General features: G+C 73.6%; 15 protein-coding genes. 8 read left to right on the top strand and 7 right to left on the bottom strand.

What is annotated here, in order from left to right; all coding sequences use genetic code 11:
* Positions 1-81: 81 nt before the first annotated feature.
* The 4 genes from E1293_RS31665 to E1293_RS31650 all read right to left on the bottom strand — a co-directional run bounded on the left by E1293_RS31665 (position 82) and on the right by E1293_RS31650 (position 5,134).
* Positions 82-1,338: an acyl-CoA dehydrogenase family protein gene (locus E1293_RS31665; RefSeq protein WP_132201154.1), complete on the bottom strand. Its 1,257-nt coding sequence runs from the start codon at positions 1,336-1,338 to the stop codon at positions 82-84.
* 69 nt (positions 1,339-1,407) lie between these two features.
* Entirely contained in the window at positions 1,408-2,478 is a 1,071-nt protein-coding gene (locus E1293_RS31660; protein WP_132201153.1) for a DUF3616 domain-containing protein, read from the bottom strand.
* 62 nt (positions 2,479-2,540) lie between these two features.
* Complete coding sequence (locus E1293_RS31655; protein WP_243716844.1) at positions 2,541-3,689, bottom strand: cytochrome P450; 1,149 nt, start codon at positions 3,687-3,689, stop codon at positions 2,541-2,543.
* A 65-nt stretch (positions 3,690-3,754) separates the two neighbouring features.
* Entirely contained in the window at positions 3,755-5,134 is a 1,380-nt protein-coding gene (locus E1293_RS31650) for a KamA family radical SAM protein (protein ID WP_132201152.1), read from the bottom strand.
* 100 nt (positions 5,135-5,234) lie between these two features.
* Here E1293_RS31650 and kdd point away from each other — a divergent pair, with 100 nt between their 5' ends.
* Both kdd and E1293_RS31640 read left to right on the top strand, forming a co-directional pair.
* Positions 5,235-6,335, top strand: coding sequence for an L-erythro-3,5-diaminohexanoate dehydrogenase (gene kdd, locus E1293_RS31645; RefSeq protein ID WP_243716842.1), 1,101 nt, complete (start codon positions 5,235-5,237; stop codon positions 6,333-6,335).
* Between the two features lie 51 nt (positions 6,336-6,386).
* Positions 6,387-7,718 carry a DUF2252 domain-containing protein gene (locus E1293_RS31640; RefSeq protein WP_132201151.1) on the top strand — a complete coding sequence of 444 codons (1,332 nt, stop codon included), beginning with the start codon at positions 6,387-6,389 and terminating at the stop codon, positions 7,716-7,718.
* A gap of 24 nt (positions 7,719-7,742) precedes the next feature.
* On the opposite strand, the gene E1293_RS31635 is transcribed toward E1293_RS31640, so the two are convergent.
* A complete protein-coding gene (locus E1293_RS31635; RefSeq protein ID WP_132201150.1) occupies positions 7,743-9,332 on the bottom strand; it encodes a PP2C family protein-serine/threonine phosphatase in 1,590 nt (529 codons plus the stop codon).
* A gap of 97 nt (positions 9,333-9,429) precedes the next feature.
* Between E1293_RS31635 and E1293_RS31630 the strand changes: the two genes are divergently transcribed.
* Entirely contained in the window at positions 9,430-10,230 is an 801-nt protein-coding gene (locus E1293_RS31630) for an SAM-dependent methyltransferase (protein ID WP_132201149.1), read from the top strand.
* 19 nt (positions 10,231-10,249) lie between these two features.
* On the opposite strand, the gene E1293_RS31625 is transcribed toward E1293_RS31630, so the two are convergent.
* A complete protein-coding gene (locus E1293_RS31625) occupies positions 10,250-10,774 on the bottom strand; it encodes a hypothetical protein (protein ID WP_132201148.1) in 525 nt (174 codons plus the stop codon).
* On the bottom strand, positions 10,774-11,538 hold the full coding sequence (locus E1293_RS31620) for a bestrophin-like domain (protein ID WP_132201147.1): 765 nt from the start codon (positions 11,536-11,538) through the stop codon (positions 10,774-10,776). Before E1293_RS31620 ends, E1293_RS31625 begins: the two co-directional genes overlap by 1 nt.
* A 279-nt stretch (positions 11,539-11,817) precedes the next feature.
* On the opposite strand from E1293_RS31620, the gene kamD reads away from it, so the two are divergent.
* From kamD to E1293_RS31595, 5 genes are all read left to right on the top strand, one after another.
* Entirely contained in the window at positions 11,818-13,434 is a 1,617-nt protein-coding gene (kamD, locus tag E1293_RS31615) for a lysine 5,6-aminomutase subunit alpha (RefSeq protein ID WP_132201146.1), read from the top strand.
* Positions 13,431-14,255 (top strand): lysine 5,6-aminomutase subunit beta, encoded by an 825-nt coding sequence (gene kamE / locus E1293_RS31610; RefSeq protein ID WP_132201145.1) that lies wholly within the window; start codon positions 13,431-13,433, stop codon positions 14,253-14,255. The genes kamD and kamE overlap by 4 nt, the downstream gene beginning before the upstream one ends.
* A complete protein-coding gene (gene kal / locus E1293_RS31605; RefSeq protein WP_132201144.1) occupies positions 14,252-14,665 on the top strand; it encodes a 3-aminobutyryl-CoA ammonia lyase in 414 nt (137 codons plus the stop codon). The genes kamE and kal overlap by 4 nt, the downstream gene beginning before the upstream one ends.
* Before the next feature lie 496 nt (positions 14,666-15,161).
* Positions 15,162-16,856, top strand: a complete 1,695-nt coding sequence (lnt, locus tag E1293_RS31600) for an apolipoprotein N-acyltransferase (protein WP_243716840.1) — start codon at positions 15,162-15,164, stop codon at positions 16,854-16,856.
* A 5-nt stretch (positions 16,857-16,861) separates the two neighbouring features.
* Positions 16,862-17,589, top strand: a 728-nt coding sequence (locus tag E1293_RS31595) for a polyprenol monophosphomannose synthase (RefSeq protein ID WP_132201143.1), incomplete at its 3' end; no start/stop codon positions are given.

The following is a 17,589-nucleotide window of genomic DNA, read 5'->3' as shown; positions in this document are numbered from 1 at the left end:
CACCCGCCCTCCCCCTTTCCGATGCCGTCCCGACGGCGAAAGTTCGCGCCGTGTTCGGCCGTCCGGGGCGCCGACGGGGGATCAGCGCGACAGCAGGTCCCGGGCGATGTGCGTCACCTGGATCTCGTCGGTGCCCGCGTAGATCTGGAACGACTTGGCGTCGCGGGCCAGCTGCTCCACGCGGTACTCGCTCATGTAGCCGTTGCCGCCGAACAGCTGCACCGCCTCCTGCGCGACCTCGCTGGCCGCCTGCGCCGCGTACAGCTTCATCGCCGACGCCTCGGCGAGGGTCGGGGCGCGCCCGGCGCGCTGCATCTCGATGTGCCGGAACACCAGGTTCTGGACGTTGAGCCGCGCGACCTCCATCTTGGCCAGCTTCAGCTGGATGAGCTGGAAGTCGCCGATGCGCTGCCCCCACAGCTCGCGGGTCTTGGCGTACTCGACCGACAGCTTCAGGCACTCCTCGATGACGCCGAGGGACATCGCGGCGACGCCGGCGCGCTCGGTGACGAAGTTCTGCTTGGCCGACTCCTTGCCGCCCTGCGAGCCGGCCGTGAGGAGCCGGTCGGCGCCCGCGCGGACGTCGCTGAGGAACAGCTCGCCGGTGGGGGAGGAGTGCAGGCCCATCTTGCGCAGCGGCTTGCTCTGCTCCAGGCCGTCCATGCCCCGGTCCAGCACGAACGTGAGGATCTCCCGGTCGCGGGGGCTGCGGGCGCCCGAGCGGAGCTCGTCGTTTGAATGGTGGTGGGTGGGGGCTGGAGGACGGTCGTCGTCGAGCTTGCAGTAGAACACGATCGTGTCGGCGTAGGGGCCGTTGGTGATGAAGGTCTTGCTTCCGTTGATGACGTACTCGTCGCCGACCTTCTTGGCCGTGGCCTGCATGCCGCCGAACGCGTCCGACCCGGAGTTCGGCTCGGTGATCGCCCAGGCGCCGACCTTCTCCATGGTGAGCAGGGGCAGCGCCCAGCGCTCCTGCTGCTCCGGCGTGCCGCGCTTCATGATCGTCCCGGCGGCGAGGCCGAGGCCGACGCCCATCGCCGAGACCAGCCCCGGCGCGACCTTGCACAGCTCGATGACCGGGATCATGGTCATCGCGGCGTTCCCGCCGCCGGACCGCTCGTCCCCGCCGCCGGTGCCCTCGCGCTCCTCGGCGACCCGGGCGCGGAAGGAGGAGCGGGCCATCTCGTCCATGCCGAACGTCTTGTACAGGCCGCGGAGCAGGTCGTACGGCGGAAGGTCGCCCGACTCCAGCGCGTCCAGGCTGGGCCGGACCTCCGCGTCGATCCAGCCGCGCACCGCGTCCCGGATCATCAGGTCTTCCTCGGACCACTCGATCATGCGCTGCCCTGCCCCTTCGAACTCCTGCCGGTTGCAGGGCCCATCCAAGCAGACGACGCAAGCGAGCGCTTATTCGGGTAGCGCGACCACGTCCGCGACCACGCCGCCGCCGGCGGTGAGGCGCCCGGGGGAGGGGCTGTCGTAGACGACGAGCACGCGGGTGCCCGGCTCGTCGAGGACGGCGATGCCCTCCGCGTGGTCGTCGCCGTCGCCGTGCGGCAGGTCGCCCAGGACCTCCAGCTCCGCGGCGGTGACGATCCCGCCGGCGTCGGCCGCGGCCGCGCCCCGCCACCGCACGACGCGCACCGGGCCGTCCAGGTCCATGCTCGGGCCGGTGAGGATCAGCAGGTCGCCGCCGTGCGGGCACAGGTCGCGGACGCCGAGGCCGCCGAGGTCCAGGAAGTGGGTGCGGTACAGGTCCGCGCCGTCGCCCACGGGCAGCGCCCGCAGCCGGCCCGGGTCGCCGGGGTCGGTGCCGGGGCGGATCTCCACCAGCACCGCCCAGCCGCGCAGCACCGGCCCGCGCAGGCCGATGTAGAGGCGGTCGCCGTGCGCGGCGATGCCCTCGATGTCGATCCCGTTGTCCTTGCTCGGGATGGACAGGAACGGCGCGAGGTGCGGGTCGTCGGCCAGCAGGTCGGTGATGGAGTCCTCGTCGAGGCCGAGGACGGCGGCGGTGCGGCCGCCGTCCTCGCGGACGACGCGGGGCAGCCCGTCCTCGCCGGTCACCAGGGGGAGCCGGGCGAGGATGAAGCGGTTGTCCTCGCGGACGACCTTGGCCAGCCGCTTGCGGGACTTGGCGTCGTCGTGCTCCGGCTTGATCTTCTTGCGCTTGAGGCTGTGCGAGCCGACCGCCCACAGCCAGCCGTTGGCGCGGGCGAGGCCCTCGATGTCGGCCTCCTCGTCCGTGCCGGCCGGCAGCGGGACGAGGTCGGCGAGCGCGACCGTGGCCTGCCCCGCGTAGCCGGTGACGCGCCCGGCGTCGTCCACGGCGGCGGTGAGCCGCTCGATGGTGGCCGTCTCGTCGCCCGCCACCCACAGGCAGCGGCCGTCCTGGCGCACGGCGGACAGGTTGGTGTGCGTCTCGGCGTCCCGGCTTTCCAGCCCGAAGCGCAGCTCGACCCGGCGTTCCACGATCATTGGGAAATGCTCCCATAACGGCGCGCCCGGCCGGGCCGTGCGGGACGGTCCTCTACCGGCCGTCAGGCGTCCCATCTGACGTGCAGCCGCGGCGGCTTGCGGAACACCAGGCCGTGCGCGCGCGCCGGGCGGGACGGATCGAGCCGCAGCCCGGGCAGCCGGTCCAGCAGCGCGGTGAGCGCGGTGCCGGTCTCCATCCGGGCCAGGTGCGCGCCGAAGCAGAAGTGCGGCCCGTGCGCGAACGCCAGGTGCTCGGCGGCGTTGCCGCGCCGCACGTCGAACCGGTCGGGGTCGGGGAAGACCGACGGGTCCCGGTTGGCGCCGGCGATCGACACCCGGACGAGGTCGCCCGCCCGGACCCGCGCCCCGCCGAGGCCGGTGTCGCGGGTGGCGTACCGGTCGACGACCGACGCCGACGGCTCCAGCCGCAGCGACTCCTCGATCGCGGCGGGCAGCAGGTCCCGGTCGGCCAGCACGAGCCGCAGCTGGTCCGGGTGCCCGAGCAGGTGCATGGCGGCGTTGGCGATCATGCCCTCGGTGGTGTCGATGCCGCCGAACATCAGGATCGCCGCGTTCGCGACGACCTCGGCGGTGGTGAGGTCCTCGCGGGCGGCCTCGGCGAGCAGCGACCCGGGACGGGACGCGCCGATCGCCTCCTGCACCGCCGCGCGCAGCAGCCGGTACGCCGCACCGGCCTCCGCGGGGGCGGCGCCGCCCGCGGTGATCGCGGACACGGCCTCGACGAACGCGCCGTACCAGGAGCGGACGGTGGCGGCGTCCACCCCGTACAGGCCGAGGGCCTCGGTGACGACCGCGACCGCGAGCGGCCCGGCCAGGTCGCCGCGCAGCTCCGCCTCGCCCGCCGGCGCCAGCCCGCCGACCAGGCGGCCGACCTCGCCTTCGACGAACGCGGTGAACCGCTCGCGGGTCCGCGCCGGGCGGAACGGACGGGCGAACGGGTCGCGGTGCCGGGTGTGGACGCGGCCGTCCAGCGACAGCATGCTCGGCCCGACGACCTGGGCGGTGGAGAAGCGCGGGTCGTCCACGGTGAAGGCGGCCGAGTCGCGCATGACCGCGAGCGCCAGGTCGCGGGACGTCACGAGCCAGCCGCCCAGGGCGGGGACGAAGGCGACGGGCTCCTTGTCGCGCAGCCGGGCGAGATGGGGGTGCGGATCGTCCTCCAGCCGGGCGATCGTCAGATCGGAAGTCACCCGCCCGAGCCTATGCGCCGCATATCGGATCTACAACGTAAAGGTGCCGGGCGGGCCGGTCCGCGTCAGTCCACGTCGGAACGTTCCCGCCACCACTCCCGGCCCGCCTCCGGCAGCGTGTGGATCGGGTCGTGGTACTCGTACCGGCGGGTCAGCGCGTCCGGGTCGGACAGCTCCAGGCCGGTGCGGTAGTTCTTCGTCCAGTAGGAGATGCCGCGCTCGCGGTCGTAGTCGGCGAGCTGGTGCACCCACCGCTTGCCGACGTAGGGGACGTCGCAGACGATGCGCGGCGTGGCGAAGCCGGGCAGGTAGCCCATGATCGCGTGCTGCAGCTCCTGCGCCTCCCAGACGGCGAGCCGCCAGTGCTCGCTGTTGGGGATCATGTCGCACATGTACAGGTAGTACGGCATGATCCCGGCCTCGTCGAGCAGCGCGAACGACAGGTCGAGCAGCGCGGCGGGGGAGTCGTTCACACCGCGCAGCAGCACGCCCTGGTTGCGGACGTCGCGGATGCCGGTGTCGAGCATCGCGCGGGCGGCCCTGGCGACCAGCGGCGTCACCGACTGGGCGGCGTTGACGTGGGTGTGGATCGCGATCTGGGCGCCGCGCTCGTGCGCCTTGGTGGCGAGGCGCTCCATGCCGGCGCGGACGTCGTCCTGCAGCCAGTGCTGCGGCAGCCCCATGAGCGCCTTGCTGGCCAGCCGGACGTCGCGGATGTTGCCGATGTCCAGCAGCGCGTCGACGAACGACTCCAGCCGCGCCCACGGCATGTTGGCGACGTCGCCGCCGGAGACGACCACGTCGCGGACGCCCGGGGTCCGGCGCAGGTAGTCCAGCATGGCGCCGAGCCGGTCCGGCGGCTTGATGGTGAACTTGTGCTTGTCCACGGCCGGGGTGGAGTTGCCGACCAGGTCCATGCGGGTGCAGTGGCCGCAGTACTGCGGGCAGGTCGGCAGGAGCTCGGCGAGGACCTTGGTGGGGTAGCGGTGGGTGAGGCCCTCGACGGCCCACATCTCGGCCTCGTGCAGCGAGTCGCGGGAGGCGTAGGGGTGGGACGGACAGTCGGTGCGCCGGTCGCTGAGCACGGGGAGCATGTAGCGGCGCACGGGATCGGCGTAGAAGGCCTCGGTGGACGAGGTGTCCATCGTGTTGAGCATCTGCGGGGGCAGCAGCATCGACATGGTGGCGCGCTCGGCCTGGTCGCGTTCCAGGTCGGCGTAGAACGACTCGTCCAGCAGGTCGCCCATGACCTGGCGGAGCTGCCGCAGGTTCTTCACGCAGTGGGCGCGCTGCCACTGCGCCGACTCCCATTCGGCCTCCGTGACGTCCCGCCATCCGGGCAGGCGCCGCCAGTCGGGCTCCTCCAGGGGCCGGCGCCGGTAGGCGTACGGCTGGCGCGCGGTCTCCTCGGACAGTACGGCGTCCGGGTGCAGGGCAGTGGTCATCGTCGACCGCCTCCTCGCCTCACATTGATCGCATAAAAGTCTTGTGTCATGCCGACGTTACGGGAAGACTTTCGATGAAACCAGTGGTGCCCTGCATATCTTGCGCTACACCAGCGAACTACGGGAGAAAGGCGGGACGGCGATGACCGACGGCGGGACGGCTCCGGGCACGGCCGGGGCGGCGGGGCTGCACCGGGTGCTGGAGCCCGCGGGCGTGCTGCCGCAGGCCGCCCAGCGGCTGGACACCGACCCCCGGATCCGGCCCGACGAGGTCCGGATCCGCGTCGAGCGCCTCAACCTGGACGCCGCGTCCTACCGGCAGCTGCACACCGCGCACGGCGGCGACCCGGACGCGATCCGCGCCGAGGTGCTGCGGATCATCGGGGAGCGCGGCAAGATGCACAACCCGGTGACCGGGTCGGGCGGCATGCTCGTCGGCGTCGTCGATGAGGCGGGCCCGGAGTCGCCGCTCGGCCTGGAGCCCGGCGACCGCGTCGCGACCCTGGTGTCGCTCACCCTCACGCCCCTCGCCGTCACCGACGGCCTCACCGGATGGGACGGGCTGTCGGAGCAGGTGCCCGCCCAGGGGCACGCGATCCTGTTCGCGCGCTCCATCGCCGCCGTCCTGCCCGACGACATGCCGGTACCGCTGGCCCTCGCCGTCATGGACGTCTGCGGGGCGCCCGCCCTCACCCAGCGCGTCGTCGCGGCGCAGAAGGGCGCGCCCACGGTCGCGGTGCTGGGCGCCGCCGGCAAGAGCGGGTGCCTGTCGCTGGCCGCCGCCCGCCGCGCCGGTGCGTCCCGCGTGATCGGCCTCGTCCCCACCGCGGACGAGGAGGAGCGGCTGGCCGCTTCCGGCCTCGCCGACCTGGTCGTCCGCGCCGACGCCCGCGACCCCGTCGCCGTCGCCGCCGCGATCGGGGAGCCCGCCGACGTCACCGTCGTGTGCGTGGACGTGCCGGGCTGCGAGCACGGCGCGATCCTCGCCACCGCACCGGGCGGCACCGTGGTGTTCTTCTCCATGGCGACGTCGTTCCCGGCCGCCGCGCTCGGCGCCGAGGGCCTGGCCGCCGACGTCACCATGCTCATCGGGAACGGGTACGTCCCCGGGCACGCCGGAACCGCGCTGGAACTGGTGCGGTCGGAACCCGCCGTGCGCGCGCTGTTCACCTCCCGGACGGGGCCCGATTCGGCAGAATGACCGGGAACGCCCCGGCAGCGGCGGGGATCACCCGATCATCGAGGGAGAGACATGGCGAGCATCACCGAGGAGCTGCGCGCGCGGGACCCGAAGGAGCGCCGGGCGCAGATCGTCGACGTCCTGGTCGACGCGTTCTCGGACTTGATGGAGCGCAGCCCCGCCGAGTTCCGCCGCCGCTTCCGCAAGATGGCCTCGGACCCGTTCGCGTTCTACCGGGGCAGCGCCTGCCTGTTCTACGCCGACATCGTGCACGACGACGACCCGTGGGCCGACGAGCGCACGTCCCGCATCTGGATCCAGGGCGACCTGCACGCGCAGAACTTCGGCACCTACATGAACGACGACGGCGTGTTCGTCTTCGACGTCAACGACTACGACGAGGCCTACGTCGGGCACTTCACCTGGGACGTCAAGCGGCTGGTCGCGAGCCTGGCGCTGCTGGCCTGGCAGAAGGCGATCTCCGACGCCGACATCCGCCGGCTCATCGAGGCGTACGTGCGCGCCTACGTCGACCAGGTCCGGCACTTCGCCGCGCACGAGGGCGACGAGAAGTTCGCGCTGACCCTCGACACCACCGACGGCTACGTCCGGGACGTGCTGGTCGCCGCGATGGGCGGCACCCGGATCGGGCTGCTGGCGGGCATGACGGTCGTGGACGGGCCCGACCGCCGGTTCCGCGACCGCCCCGGCGTCCGCCGCCTGGACGGCGCGGAGCGCGCCAGGGTCGAGGCCGCCTACCAGGAGTACCTGACGACGATCCCGGCGGAGAAGCGGTTCGGCAGCCTCACCTACGAGATCAAGGACATCGTCGGCGCGTCCGGGTTCGGCATCGGGTCGGCCGGGCTGTCGGCCTACAACATCCTGGTCGAGGGCAACACCCAGGCGCTGGAGAACGACGTCGTCCTGTCGATGAAGCAGGGCAACGTCGCCGCGCCCAGCCGCGTCGTCGACGACCCCCGCATCCGCGAGTACTTCCAGCACCACGGACACCGCACCGCGGTGTCGCGGCGGGCGCTGCAGGCCAACAGCGACCCGTGGCTCGGCCACACCCAGATCGACGGCGTCGGCTACGTCGTGCAGGAGCTGTCCCCCTACGAGGAGGACCTGGACTGGGGCGGCCTCACCGAGCCCGAGGACATGCTGTCGGTCCTGGACGACCTGGGCCGCGCCACCGCCAAGGTGCACTGCGTGTCCGACACCGACTCCGACCACACCCTGGTCGGGTTCCAGGTCGAGGACGCCATCAACGCGGTGATCGGCACGGACGAGGCCGCGTTCGTCGAGGCGATGGTCGCGTTCGGCACCGGGTACGCCGAGATCGTCCGGGACGACCACGAGTTCTTCGTCGACGCCTTCCGAAACCACGAGGTCCCCGGCCTCTAGACCGGACGTCTCCGGGCACGGCGGTCAGGGGGCGGGGCGGAGCAGGAGGAGGGCTATGTCGTCGTGGCCCTGCTGGTCGGACAGCAGGGCGAGGACGCCGTCGGCGGCGTCGCCGAGGGAGCCCTCGTGCGAGGCGACCAGGGCCGACGCGAGGCGGGCGATGCCCTCGTCGACGTTGCGCATCCGGCTCTCGACCAGGCCGTCGGTGTAGAGGGCGAGGGTGGCGCCCGCCGGGATCACCGCCGGGACCTGCTCGTACTCGGGCGGGTGTGCCGGGTCCGACACCCCGAGCGGCAGCCCGTACGGGACGGCGAAGTGCCGCGCCGTCCCGCCGGGCAGGGCCAGCAGCGGCGGCGGATGCCCGGCGCACGCCACCTCGCAGCGCCGCGTCACCGGATCGCAGACCAGGCACAGGCAGGTGGCGAACTGGGCGGCGTCCAGGTCCTGGGCGATGGCGTCGAGCCGCTCCAGCACCTCGCCGGGCGGGAACTCGCAGCTGACGAGGGTGTGCGCGGCGACCCGCAGCTGCCCCATCGCCGCGGCCGCGGTGACGCCGTGCCCGACCGAGTCGCCGATCACCACGGCGACCTTGTCGCCGGGCAGCGGCACGACGTCGTACCAGTCGCCGCCGACGCCGCTGCGCGCCGGCAGGTAGCGGTGCGCGATCTCCAGGCCCGGCGGCGCGGCGACCACGTCCGGCACCAGCCCGGCCTTCAGCGTCGTGGCGGTGCGGTGCTCGCGCCGGTACAGGCAGGCGTTGTCGACGCAGGTCGCGGCGCGGGCGGCGAGCTCGGCGGCCAGCGCGGTGTCGGCCGCGGCGAACGGCGGCCGGCCGCGCTTGCGGCTGAACACCGCGAACCCGAGGGACCGGCCCCGCGCGACCAGCGGCACCGCCAGCATGGAGACGTGGTCCAGGAGGCCGCCGATGAGGCGGCCGGTGCGGTGCGCCATGGTGTCCTGGATCGCGTCGCCGCCGAACTCGATCATGCGGCCGCCGGTGAGGCAGCGCGCGTAGGGGGTGGCCGGCGGGTAGACGATGACCTCGTTGACGGGGAACTCGCGGGCCCACTCCTGCGGGTCGTCGTCGGCGAACGCGACGGCCAGCCGCCGCACGACCGCCGAGCCGTCGGCCTCGGCGGCGGGCTGGTCGTCGTCGGCGAGCAGCCGCTCCAGCACGTAGATCGCGCCCGCGTCGGCGAACCGGGGGACGGTGACGGCGACGATCTCGCGGGCGGTCAGGTGCAGGTCGAGGGTGGAGCCGATGCGGCGGCCGGCCTCGTTCAGCAGTTCCAGCCCGTCCGGCCGCGGCGGCGACACCGTCATCAGCACCTGGACCCGGCCGTCCGCGCCGGCCAGCGGGTCGCAGGCGACCGTCAGGCCCTCGCCTGCCAGCGGCAGCACGCCGTGCCAGGGGCGGCCGGACCCGGCCAGTTTCAGCGCGCCGAGCAGCGGCTCGGCGGCGGGCGGGCCGAGCAGGGCGGGGAGCGCGGCGCCGACCGCCGCGGCGGCGTCGTGGCCGAACAGGCGTGCGGCGCCCTCGCTCCACCCGGTGACGACGCCGTCCGGGGCGAGCAGGACCGTCACCGGGCCCGGCCGTGCGGGGTGTTCGGACATCGGTCCTCACTGTCCCGTATGCGGGGGCCGCCAGCGGTGACCCGCGTTACGCTGAGGTCGCCGCGGACGGCACCCTTCGGTCAAAGGGAGACGATGCATGGACTCCGAGTGGATCCCACCCGAGGTCGACAGTCAAAGACCAAGCGTCGCACGGGTGTACGACTTCCTGCTCGGCGGAGCCCACAATTTCGCGTCGGATCGTGACCTTGCCACCGGGCTGCTGCGCGTCGAGCCGCAGGCGCGGCTGCTGGCGCAGGCGAACCGGGCGTTCCTGCGCCGCGCGGTCCGCACGATCGCGCAGGCGGGCGTCGCCCAGTTCGTCGACATCGGGTCGGGGATCCCGACGCAGGGCAACGTGCACGAGGTCGCGCAGAGCATCGACCCAGACGCACGCGTGGTGTACGTCGACAACGACGACGTCGCCGTCGCGCACAGCCGCTCGATCCTGGCGGGGAACGACCGCACCGCGGTGATCCAGGCCGACATGCGCGACCCCGGCGGCATCCTCGCCGACCCGGGCCTGAAGGGGCTGATCGACCTCTCCGAGCCGGTCGCGTTCCTGCTCGTCGCGGCGCTGCACCTGATCAAGCACGACGAGGACCCGGCCGGCATCGTCGCGGAGCTGCGCGGCGCCGCCGCGCCCGGCGGCCACCTGGTCGTCTCCCACCTCACCCATGAGGCGCAGCCCGGCAAGACCGCGGCGATCGGCAAGCTCTACGACCGCGCCACGTCCCCCGCGGTGTCCCGCTCGCACGCGGAGATCCTCCGGTTCTTCGACGGCTGGGACCTGCTCGACCCCGGGCTGGTGTACGTGCCGCTGTGGCGCCCGGACGAGGGCGAGGCCGTGGAGGATCCCGAGCGGTTCCTGGTCTTCGGCGGGGTCGGCCGGCTGCCCTGACGGCCGCCCGTCGGCGCCGTCAGCGGGCGAACGCGATGGCGGTGCCCGCGCTGATGACGACCGCGATGACCACCAGCACCAGTGAAGTGCTCAGCGGGTTGCGGCGCCGCGGCGGGGTCTTCGCCGCGCGCGGTGCCGTGTGCGCCGGTGCGGGGGACGCCTTCGCCCGCGGCTCGGGCTCGGGCGGCGCCGGCTCGGGCCGGGTCCGCGGCGGCGGCCCGGGGGCGCGCGGCGCGGCGGCCGCGGGCCGCGGCTCCGGCCCGGACGGCGGCGCGGCGGGCGCGGTCGTCTCGGGCGGGGCGGGCTCGGCCGGCGGCTCCGGTGCCTCCGGCGGCGGCTCCGCCGCGGGCGGCGCGGGGGGCGTCACCGGCGGCGTGTCCGGTGGCGGCTTCCCGCAGTGGGGCGGTGCGTCCACGCCGATGTGCACCTCGATGCACACGCTGATGACGGGCCCCGGGGTGGGGTCGGCGAACGCGCAGGCCGGGAAGGCCAGTGCGGCGGCGGCCGCGGCGGGCGGCACCGCGGGCAGCAGGTAGCGGCGCATCAGCCGCCTCCCGCGACGCGCTGCAGGTCGGCGTGCACGGCGGTGAACGCCTCCGGGCCGACGGCGAGGGCGCCGGCGAACACGTGCGAGATGTCGATGGTCAGGTAGGTCCCGGCGGCGAGCAGCGCCGCCATCAGCGCCAGCGGCACCAGCGTCATGCCGCGCGGCCGGGCGCCCGCCAGGAACGGCAGCAGCACGACCACGATGCCGGTGAGGACGGTGACGGCGAGCAGCCCCGGGGGCGGTGTGGTCCGGGCGTCCATGGCGCGCTGCCGCCGGGCCGCGGAGATCTCGCCGAGGTGGTCGAGGACGCCGTTGCGGGCGTCCTTGAGCTCGTCGGTGTCCGCCTTGATCGCGATGACGTCGCGGCGCAGCCGGTCCAGCTCCGCCCAGCCGCGCGCGCTGAGCCGGCCGTCCTTCATCAGCCGCCATTCGGGGCCGCGGACGAGGTCGACGTAGGCGGCCAGCCCCTCCTGGACGCGGTGCGCGTCGGCGGCGGGCAGCCGCCCGGCGGCCCAGTACGCCTCGGCGACCGCCTGGCTCTCGGAGTAGGTGTTGGAGCGGGCGGCGTCGGCCGACGTCCACGGCACGACGACGGCGATCGCGAAGGCCAGCAGGAACAGCGCCGACAGCATCGCCCCGGTGTGCGCGGTGGTGGGGCCGTCCGGGTCGGGGTCGTCGACGCCGCGCGTCCGCCGCACCAGCCGGCTCGCCACGACGACCACGCCGACCGCGCACGCCGCGGCCGCAAAGTAAACGATCATGCCCCTCCCCGGGGACGAGGTCCGGTCATCACCTCGGGTGAGGATATCTTTACGCAGCGTTGCTACCGGTGGGTTGTCAGTCGACCGTTACCTGGGGGTGACGTGACCGCCCCGGCAGGGAAGATGGGCAGGGGTGGATGTGGGAGATCGCCGGAGATGTGGTGGTAGTTCTTGTGAAATACGGTGTTCGTACCGGAAGATCTCCCGAAGAGAACTCGGTATGAAGGACGATTGTTCGGACCCGGCCTGAGAGGGGCGGCTGCGTGAGGGGAGACGGCAATGGCGCCGCAGGGAAAGCTGGACCTCGACCCGGAGGTGGTGCGCACCGCCCGGCGGCTCGCCGCCCGCGCCGCCGAGCCCATCATCGGCATGGCCCGCTCCCACACGACCGTGTCGGTCGAGCGCGCGCTGCTGCGGCTCGCCGGGCTCACCGGCGCCGACGATGAGGGGCGCCCCTGGGCCAACCACCTCGCCGACGCCGTCCGCGACCAGGTCGGCCTGGAGCACGGGGTGGCGCTCCCGGTCTGGGACGCGCTGCTGGCCGGCCCGCACGGCTCCCTCGGCGACCTCGCCCAGGCCGCCGCGCGCGGCAGGGTGTCGTTCCGGCTGCCGTCCGGGACCGACGCCGAGCACGCCCGCAAGGCCGCCGGCGAGGCGGCCCGCGGCGGCATGGCCCGCATCGACCGGCGCCGCGCCGAACGCGACCGGCTGCTCGCCGAGCTGCCCACCCCCGACGCGGCGGACCCGCCGCGGCCGCTGGTGTACCTGATCGTGGCGACCGGCGACATCTACGAGGACATCCCGCAGGCGCAGGCCGCCGCCCGCGAGGGCGCCGACGTCGTCGCGGTGATCCGCTCCACCGGGCAGTCGCTGCTGGACTTCGTCCCCGAGGGCGCCACCCGCGAGGGCTACGCCGGCACCTACGCCACCCGCGAGAACTTCCGGCTGATGCGCGCCGCGCTCGACGAGGTGTCCCGCGAGCTCGGCCGGTACGTGCGGCTGACCAACTACGCGTCCGGGCTGTGCATGCCGGAGATCGCGACGCTCGCCGGGCTGGAGCGCCTGGACATGATGCTCAACGACTGCATGTACGGGATCATCTTCCGCGACATCAACCCGCGCCGGACGTTCATCGACCAGCGGTTCTCCCGGCAGATCCACGCCCGCGCCGGCATCGTCATCAACACCGGCGAGGACAACTACCTCACCACCGCCGACGCCGTCGACGCCGCGCACACCGTCGTCGTCAGCCAGCTGCTGAACGAGCGGTTCGGGCACGAGGCGGGCCTCGCCGACGCCCAGCTCGGCCTCGGCCACGCCTTCGAGATCAACCCGGCGATCCCCGAGTCGTTCCGGCTGGAGCTCGCGCACGCCCAGCTCGTCCGCGAGCTGTTCCCCGGCGCGCCGCTGAAGTACATGCCGCCGACCAAGCACATGACCGGCAACATCTTCGCCGGCTACCTGCTGGACGCCTTCTTCAACCTCGCCGGCGTCCTGACCGGCCAGTCGATCATCCTGATCGGGATGATGACCGAGGGCATCCACACCCCCTGGCTGTCGGACCGCGACCTGGCGCTGGAGAACGTCCGCTACGTCCGCGACGCCTGCGGCGGCCTCGCCGAGGACTTCATGCCCCGCCCGGACGGCATGCTCGTCCAGCGCGCCAAGCAGGTCCTGTCGGAGTCGGTCGACCTGCTCGGCCGCATCGCCGACGACGGGCTCCTGGACGCCATCGCCGAGGGCACCTTCGGCATCACCCGCCGCCCGCCCGACGGCGGAAAGGGCCTGGACGGCGTCGTCGCCCGCGCCGACGGCTACGTCAACCCCGCCATCGAGATCCTCGACACCGAGGACCCGCACGCCGCCAGTACCGCCCAGCAGGAGGTGCCCGCATGACGGTCGAGACCCCCGGAACCGGGACCCAGGCCCCGGCCGAACCGGCCGACACCCGGCAGGTGATCCGCCCCTACGGCGACACCACCGGCGACGGCATGGTGCAGATGTCGTTCACGCTCCCCGTCCCCGCCGGGAAACGCGCCGACGCCGCCGCACTGCAGCTCGCCGGGAAGATGGGCCTGGACCCCGCCAGCGTCGTCCACGCCAAGCCGATGGGCCCCGACTTCACCTTCTTCATCGTGTACGGGAAGGTGCGGCACCTCATCGACTACGCCTCCATCCCCGTCCCGGAGGAGCGCGCCTACCCGCTGCTGACCTCCCAGGAGGTGAACCTGGCGATCCGCGAGAACCTGAACCGGAGCCTGGTCGTCGTCGGCGCCTGCATCGGCACCGACGCCCACACCGTCGGGATCGACGCGATCCTCAACGTCAAGGGCTTCGCGGGGGAGAAGGGCCTGGAGTACTACCGCGAGATCCGGGTCGTGAACATGGGCGCCCAGGTCACCGTCGAGGAGCTGGTGGAGCGCGCCAAGGCCGAGGACGCCGACGCCGTCCTGGTGTCCCAGGTCGTCACCCAGCGCAACGCGCACCTGCACAACACCAAGCAGATGGCCGCCGCGTTCCACGCCGAGTACCCGACCGCCGTCGCCGGCGGCATGGGACGGCCCCTGCTGGTCGTCGGCGGCCCCCGGTTCGACACCGTGTCCGAGGCCGACCTCGGCGTCGACCGCATCTTCGGCAAGGGCACCACGCCCGCCGAGGTCGCCAGCTACCTCGTCCACGCCCTGCTGCCCGCCCAGACCTCCGGAGACACGGAATGAGCGACCCTCGCGAGGGGCTGACCGTCACCCACCGCCGCTACATCCCCTACTCCCACGCCCACTACGCCGGAGACCTGGTCGACGGCGCCTACGTGCTCGGGCTGTTCGGGGACGTGGCCACGGAGCTGTGCATCCGCACCGACGGCGACGAGGGCCTGTTCGCCTCCTACTCCGACGTCCAGTTCCGGGCGCCCGTCCGCGCCGGGGACGTCCTGGAGACCACCGCCGTCCTCACCCGCGCCGGCACCCGCAGCCGCGTCATGGACTTCGAGGCGCGCGTGGTGTGCCGGGGCCGCCCGGACAAGGGCGGGTCGGCCGCCGAGGTGCTGCCCGAACCGGTCGTCGCCGCCACCGCGTCCGGGACCGTCGTGGTGGCGGCGCCGGGCGCGGTGAACCCGCCGGCGCGCTAAGATCGCGGCCGTTCCCGCGCGAATTCGGCGCACGGCCTGATCATGGTGCTGAGCTGGGAGAACAAGGAGTCGCCGCAGAACATGCGGCGGTTGACAAGGTGGCGGAAGCCGGTAGTTTTGCTGCAGTCCAGCACGGGACTCACCGATCGGCCGCCCGAGGCGACGCCGGGCACCGCGCACACGACGGGGACGGGGACCACGCGAGTGGCCGCGGCCGTGCCCGCCCGAGCCAGCGCGGTGAGCCGGGGCCGTGCCCCGGCGGAGCCGTCCGATCGCGCGGGGGGTTGGACCAGGGAAGGGCCCGGACATCCAGTAGAAAACGGAGCATCGTTCTCACCGCCTGTGGGACGACTCCGGCCCGACGGATGTCGCGGGCCCTCCTCCGTGCCCGGCGCCCGGCGGGCCCCGCTCCTCCCTGTTCCGCACCGGCCCCCGGTCGCCATGGTCGTCGCCGCCCGGTAGCGTTCCGGCAAGGACCGAATGAACGAGGTGGGACGTGGCCCAGGAGATCCTCCCGGACCGTTCGGCGGCCAAGGGCGCGGGCACCGCGGCGGACGCTGGGGCGGGCGCCGGGGCCGGTGCCGAGGCGCCGGGCGGCCGGCTGAGCCGCCTGCGCCGCGGGCTGCGCACGGGCGGCCGCGCGGGCTGGCCCCGCATCCTGCTGGCCGTGGCCGCCGGCCTGGTCATGTGGTCGGCGTTCCCGCCCGTGAACCTGACCCCGCTCGCCCCCGCCGGAGTCGCGCTGCTCACCCTCGCGTTGCGCGGCCGGACCCCCCGCACCGGCGCCTGGCTCGCCTTCCTCGGCGGCGCCGCGTTCTTCATCCCCGTCCTGGAGGGGATCTCCCGGATCGGCCCGGACGGCTGGATCATCCTCAGCCTCGTCGAGGCCGCCTACTTCCTGCCGATGGGCGCCGGGATCGCGATGGTCGCGCGGCTGCCCGGCTGGCCCGTCTGGACGGCCGCGCTGTGGGTCGGCGAGGAGTTCGTCCGCGGCCGGTTCCCGTTCGGCGGGTTCCCGTGGGCGCGGCTGGCGTTCAGCCAGACCGCCACGCCCCTCACCCCGTACGCCTCCTACGGCGGCGCGCCCCTGGTCACGTTCCTGACGGCCCTGATCGGCGGGCTGCTCGCCTACGCCGCCGTCGCCGCCGTCCGCGCTCACAGGCGCACGGAGGCCCCGCGCGGGCGTGCCCTCGCGCCCGTGGCGGCGTCCCTCGCGCTGATCGCGGCCGTCGCGGGCGGCGGCATGCTGATCCCCACCCCCGCGTCCGGGCGCCCGGTCACCGTCGCCGTCGTCCAGGGCAACGTGCCGCGGCTCGGCCTGGACTTCCTCGGGCAGCGCAAGGCCGTCCTGAACAACCACGTCAAGGCCACCCACGACCTCGCGGCGCAGGTCCGCGCCGGCACGGTCGCCAAGCCCGAACTGGTCGTGTGGCCGGAGAACGCCAGCGACCTCGACCCCTACACCGAGCCGGACGCCTACAACGCCATCGACGGCGCCGTGAAGGACATCGGCGTCCCCGTCCTCGTCGGCGCGCTCACCGACACCCCCGACGGGGAGAAGGTCGAGAACCGGGGCATCGTGTGGGACCCGGGGACCGGCCCCGGCGACTACTACGTCAAGCGGCACCCCGTCCCGTTCGGGGAGTACCTGCCGTTCCGCGACGTCCTCACCAAGCTGATCACCAGGTTCGAGCGGATCCCCCGCGACTTCGCCAAGGGCAAGCGCTCCGGCGTGATGCGGCTCGGGCCGGTGGACATCGGCGACGTCATCTGCTTCGAGGTGGCCTACGACAAGGAGGTCCGCGACGTCGCGCGCGGGGACCTCCTGGTCGTGCAGACCAACAACGCCACCTACGGCAAGACCAGCCTGCCGCCCCAGCAGATCGCCATGTCGCGGCTGCGGGCGGTCGAACATGGCCGTACGATCTTGGTGGCCGCGACGAGCGGGATCAGCGCGATCGTCGCCCCGGACGGCCGGATGGTCGACCGGTCGCGGGAGTTCGTGCCCGACATCCAGGTCGCGAAGGTTCCCGCGCGCACGTCGCGGACCCTGTCGGACCGGCTGGGGGAGGCGCCCGAGTGGACGCTCGCGCTGCTCGGGCTCGGCGCGATCGGCGCGGCGGCCTGGACCGCCCGCAGGGCGGCCCGCGGGACGGCCGGCAAGACGGCAGAGCAGAACGAGGGGAATTGACACCGATGGAGATCCCAGCCGACCTCGGCCGGGTGCTCGTGATCATCCCGACCTACAACGAGCGGGACAACATCGAGCGCATCGCCGGACGGGTCCGCGAGGCCGTCCCGTCGGTGGACGTCCTGGTCGTGGACGACGCCAGCCCCGACGGGACGGGCGACGCCGCCGACGCCATGGCGGACAAGGACGAGCAGATCAAGGTCCTGCACCGGCAGGGCAAGGAGGGGCTCGGCCCCGCCTACATCGCCGGGTTCCGGTGGGCCGCCGAGCACGGCTACGACGTCATGGTCGAGATGGACGCCGACGGGTCCCACCAGCCCGAGGAGCTGCCCCGGCTGCTGTCCGCGCTGGAGGACGCCGACCTGGTCATCGGCGCCCGCTGGGTCCCCGGCGGCGAGGTCCGCAACTGGCCCAAGCGGCGCGAGGCGCTGTCGCGCGGCGCCAACACCTACGCCCGGGTGATGCTCGGCATCCCCCTGCACGACGCCACCGCCGGCTACCGCGCGTTCCGCGCCGCCACCCTGGAGAAGATCGGGCTGGAGGAGGTCGACTCGCGCGGCTACTGCTTCCAGATCGACCTGGCGCTGCGCGCCCTGCGGCAGGGCCTGCGCGTGGTGGAGGTGCCGATCACGTTCGTCGAGCGCGAGCACGGCACCAGCAAGATGAGCCGGGACGTGATGGCCGAGGCGGCGCTGCGCATCACCCAGTGGGGCATGGCCGACCGCGCCGGCAG

It is taken from the genome of Actinomadura darangshiensis (assembly GCF_004349235.1).
Classification (GTDB): Bacteria; Actinomycetota; Actinomycetes; order Streptosporangiales; family Streptosporangiaceae; genus Spirillospora; species Spirillospora darangshiensis.
Note: the sequence above shows the minus strand (reverse complement) of the source record. Positions and strands in the feature narration are given on the sequence as shown.